We start from the raw sequence: 2,751 nt of genomic DNA, 5'->3' as shown, positions 1-2,751 counted from the left end.
CCAGAATCCAGTCGAAAGAGGTGAGATTACGGTAATCGCGGTCATTGAGGCTGGGGTAGTACGTATTAGAAAACTCTACATGCTGATATTGATTCATACTCCACTTGGTTTCAATTCCTAACATTCCCTCTGGTGTAAAGTCCTGCTGCTCACCGCCAAAGGTTCTATTAAAACCGAGACCGCTTCTCCCCACGAATAACCAAGAATCTGTATTCACAAACTCATAACCAAATCCAGAACTGGCATTAGCACGGTAATCCCAGTCTTTGAATTCATCCAGATCAAAACGTCCACCAGCAAACTGAAACCAGAGAGAGTTGGGTCTTAACCAGTCTCGGTTCATTGAAGTAAAAAAACTTTGTGAAGATAATTCATGATCAGATTCGGCTCGGAAGAACGCGGTTTTATGCGCAGTCCGCATTTGTTTTGATTCATAATCGGCATTAAATCCAACGTTCAGTTGGTTTGTGCTGGACTTACCGGCAGTACCACCAAAGCCAAGGTCAAGCCGACGTTTCCAGTTGGTGTAAAGCCCGGTTCCGAACAAACCTCTGTCAGCCTCTACATGTTTCACTTCTGGTTTTTTTTCTGGTGGCGGCGGTGTAGGCGTTGTATCTGTTGAGGAGACAAGGCTTTTTATACGTGCTCTCGGGATAACCATCACACCAAGCAAGGGGTGATTAAGTTTTAATGTGTCGTCTGTTTCAGCGACGACATCAGCGGTAAGCGTATCACCGTTAATCAATTCAATTTTACTTCGGGCTGCATGCGTAACTAGTGGTGTTAACAAAATAGCTAATAATAGATATCTGATTGGCGACACTAGCGAATTCCTCCGCATCCTACATAAAAAAAGCAGCCTGAATCAGGCTGCTTGAACGTTCATACTGTTGTGCGGTTATGGGCATCCGCTATTGTTGACTTCACCATCTGGCATCGTAGTGTTGCAGTACATCACACCACGTAATTTTGCGCCTTCAAGGTTTGCACCGGTTAAATCCGCATCAGTGAGATCCGCGAAAATGAGCTGAGCACCAGAAAGATTGGCCTTTCTTAGGTTTGCACCATTCAATTCAGCATAATCCATCAGTGCATTGGTAACGGTCGCACCTTCGAGAATCGCACCCTGCATTCTGGAATGTGTGAACCAAACACCATGTAGTTTAGCGTTGCTTAAATTGATTCCCTTGAGATTAGCTTCACTCATATCAGCACCATTTAATTCATGGCCGTTTAGATCGGCTTCGCTCAGATTACAATAATTACATTGTAAGGATTTAAGTAACCTATCCAGATAGACTTTTTCATAAGCAGAAGCCGTGGTAGCTATCATGGATAAACCGAGCACAATCAGCATTTTTTTCATTTTCTCTCTCCTAATAAGGTTATTTTTTTATGACCACTTATTCATGAAAAATGCTTGTTCTAAAGGACGACGTTGACGAGGAGAAAGTTCTCTTTCTAATTGTTCCTCGGTCAAATTGTCCAGTACCGCCTGATGACCAATGGCGATCACTGACCACATATGAATATCATCGGAAATGGCAAATGCCTCACGGATTTTTTTATCGTCAAAGCCGCCCATTTGATGGCTCATTAACCCCATAGATGTTGCTTGCAAGCAAAGGCTGATGCTGGCAGCACCCGTGTCATACCCTGACCAACGGTTGGGTTTATCATTTTGGCTGAAGAGAGGGACTGAAGCCGTTAAAATTAACACTGGGGCGTTCTTTGCCCATTCCTGATTGCCGGGGGCCAAGGCTGATAACAGTTTTTCCCATGCAGTGCGGTCAGTATTTTTATCGCAAACCAGATAACGCCATGGCTCATCCCCAAAACATGAAGGGGCCCAGCGTGCAGCTTCACAAAGTGCAGTGATTTCTTCTTGGGACACCATAACGGTAGGGTCATATGCACGACCACTCCAGCGTTCTGCCATGACTTTTTCGATGGGTTGAGCTGTGTCAGCGGGTTTTTGAATCATACAATCACCTTGGTAGTTGAATTAAAGCTTTTTTTGATGGGCGATAAAAACCGCCAATATGTCCGATCACTTGAACTAAATCTGCGCCACTTTCTTCTGCAATTTTGTCTAACATGGCTTTTCTATCTGCGCGTTCTTGCCCACTAACTCGGACCTTTATGAGCTCGTGGTGTTCCAGTGCATTATCGATTTCAGCAAGAACAGATTCTGTTAAACCACTGTTACCAATCATAACAACCGGTTTTAATGTGTGGGCAAGCCCTTTTAGATAACGTCTTTGTTTGTCAGTAACTGCCATTAGTGTGCTCACCTGTATTAAAATGATCTGATTATATCAGGAAGGCAATATGGCTAAACAACACAAGTTTACGGTAACAGCAGCAAGAGGTATGTTGCCACTGCTTGCGGATGAACTAAAACAATTAGGTATCAAAAATACCAAGCAAGATCAGGGAAATATCCGTTTCACCGGCACGTTGGCTGACGCTTACATGGTCTGTTTATGGTCTCGTGTAGCCATCAGGGTATTATTACCTATTGCCCATTTGCATGCTGAGACACCAGAGCAGTTATACGAAGGGGTGAATGCACTTCCCTGGGAAGAACATATTCACGAACTTGATAGCACCATTGCTGTTGATTTCAATAGTTTCCGGTCAAAAATAAAACACAGCCAATACGGTGCACAGCGCGTGAAAGATGCGATTGTCGATCGCTTTCGTACACTGTTTGGTCTGCGACCTTCGGTAGACTTATACCAGCCGGAT

General features: G+C 44.1%; 5 protein-coding genes. 1 reads left to right on the top strand and 4 read right to left on the bottom strand.

What is annotated here, in order from left to right; translation table 11 throughout:
- The 4 genes from B4K20_RS15395 to yhbY form a co-directional block, all read right to left on the bottom strand.
- A partial coding sequence (locus B4K20_RS15395; RefSeq protein WP_289283590.1) for a DUF481 domain-containing protein occupies nt 1–823 on the bottom strand: 823 nt, incomplete at its 3' end.
- Between the two features lie 75 nt (nt 824–898).
- Nucleotides 899–1,366: a pentapeptide repeat-containing protein gene (locus B4K20_RS15390; protein WP_289283589.1), complete on the bottom strand. Its 468-nt coding sequence runs from the start codon at nt 1,364–1,366 to the stop codon at nt 899–901.
- Nucleotides 1,367–1,393: 27 nt separating this feature from the next.
- Nucleotides 1,394–1,984 carry a nitroreductase family protein gene (locus B4K20_RS15385; protein WP_289283588.1) on the bottom strand — a complete coding sequence of 197 codons (591 nt, stop codon included), beginning with the start codon at nt 1,982–1,984 and terminating at the stop codon, nt 1,394–1,396.
- 4 nt (nt 1,985–1,988) lie between these two features.
- A complete protein-coding gene (gene yhbY, locus B4K20_RS15380) occupies nt 1,989–2,282 on the bottom strand; it encodes a ribosome assembly RNA-binding protein YhbY (protein ID WP_286304546.1) in 294 nt (97 codons plus the stop codon).
- 49 nt (nt 2,283–2,331) lie between these two features.
- On the opposite strand from yhbY, the gene B4K20_RS15375 reads away from it, so the two are divergent.
- On the top strand, nt 2,332–2,751 hold a 420-nt coding region (locus B4K20_RS15375), incomplete at its 3' end, for a THUMP domain-containing protein (RefSeq protein WP_289283587.1).

It is taken from the genome of Methylophaga sp. UBA5088, assembly GCF_002414625.1.
In the GTDB taxonomy this organism is placed as follows: Bacteria; Pseudomonadota; Gammaproteobacteria; order Nitrosococcales; family Methylophagaceae; genus Methylophaga; species Methylophaga marina.
The sequence above is the reverse complement of the archived record's forward strand: the minus strand, read 5'-3'. Positions and strand labels throughout refer to the sequence as shown.

What these genes read in the sequence shown, in the direction of transcription:
- yhbY (WP_286304546.1), bottom strand. Translation starts at nt 2,282, where the DNA reads ATGGCAGTTACTGACAAACAAAGACGTTATCTAAAAGGGCTTGCCCAC.
- B4K20_RS15385 (WP_289283588.1), bottom strand. Translation starts at nt 1,984, where the DNA reads ATGATTCAAAAACCCGCTGACACAGCTCAACCCATCGAAAAAGTCATG.
- B4K20_RS15390 (WP_289283589.1), bottom strand. Translation starts at nt 1,366, where the DNA reads ATGAAAAAAATGCTGATTGTGCTCGGTTTATCCATGATAGCTACCACG.